The following is an 866-nucleotide window of genomic DNA, read 5'->3' as shown; positions in this document are numbered from 1 at the left end:
ACCCCCTCCTGGGCCCAGCAGGCGCAGCCCCAGCCCCAGCCGCAGGCCCCGCAGGGACAGGACCCGCAGCAGCCCGTCGTCCCCTGGAAGCCGCCGGTCGACGACCTGTTCGTGCAGGCGGCCCGCGCCCAGGCCTCCGCGCGGCCCGCCGGGCTCGGCCGCCGGCTGGCCGCCCGGCTGATCGACACCCTCGTGCTCGGCGCGCTCGTCGGCGCCGCCGCCTTCCCGTTCGTGACCGCGGCCCTCGACCACATCGACGGCAAGATCGCGGCGGCCGAGCAGTCCGGCGTCACCGTCCAGGTGTGGCTCGTCGACGGCACGACCTCCGTGCAGTTCGGCATCGCCCTGGCGGCGTTCCTCGTCCTCGGCGTCCTGTACGAGGTGCTGCCCACCGCCAAGTGGGGCCGCACGCTCGGCAAGAGGCTGTGCGGGATCGAGGTGCGGGACATCGAGGCGCACCAGGCGCCGCGGTTCGGCGCGGCCCTGCGCCGCTGGCTCGTCTACAGCGTCCTGGGGCTCCTGGCCGTCGGCGTCCTCAACGTGCTGTGGTGCCTCTTCGACCGCCCCTGGCGGCAGTGCTGGCACGACAAGGCGGCCCGCACCTTCGTGGCGCGCTGACCCCGGCGGGGGCGCGGGGAACCCTGATGGCGGAGGGTCCCCCGAACGGGCGGTGATTCCTTGCGGGGGCGTCCGCCCCGGGATGCACTGCCCCCATGAGCACCGACCAGCCGCCGCCCGGCCAGCCGCCCGAGGAGGACCCGTTCCTCAAGAGGCCGCAGCAGCCTCCGCCGCCCTCCGGGGGCCAGCAGCCGCCGCCCGGCGGGGGCCCACCCGGCGGCGGGCCTCCGGGCGGCGGGCCTTCCGGG

At 77.0% G+C, this 866-nt stretch carries 1 protein-coding gene; it reads left to right on the top strand.

Going from position 1 to position 866, the window contains the following annotated elements; all coding sequences use genetic code 11:
• On the top strand, window positions 1-618 hold a 618-nt coding region (locus tag EAO70_RS35895), incomplete at its 5' end, for an RDD family protein (RefSeq protein WP_148006977.1).
• Window positions 619-866 lie beyond the last annotated feature (248 nt).

This window comes from Streptomyces sp. adm13(2018) (assembly GCF_008042145.1).
Classification (GTDB): Bacteria; Actinomycetota; Actinomycetes; order Streptomycetales; family Streptomycetaceae; genus Streptomyces.
Note: the sequence above shows the minus strand (reverse complement) of the source record. Positions and strands in the feature narration are given on the sequence as shown.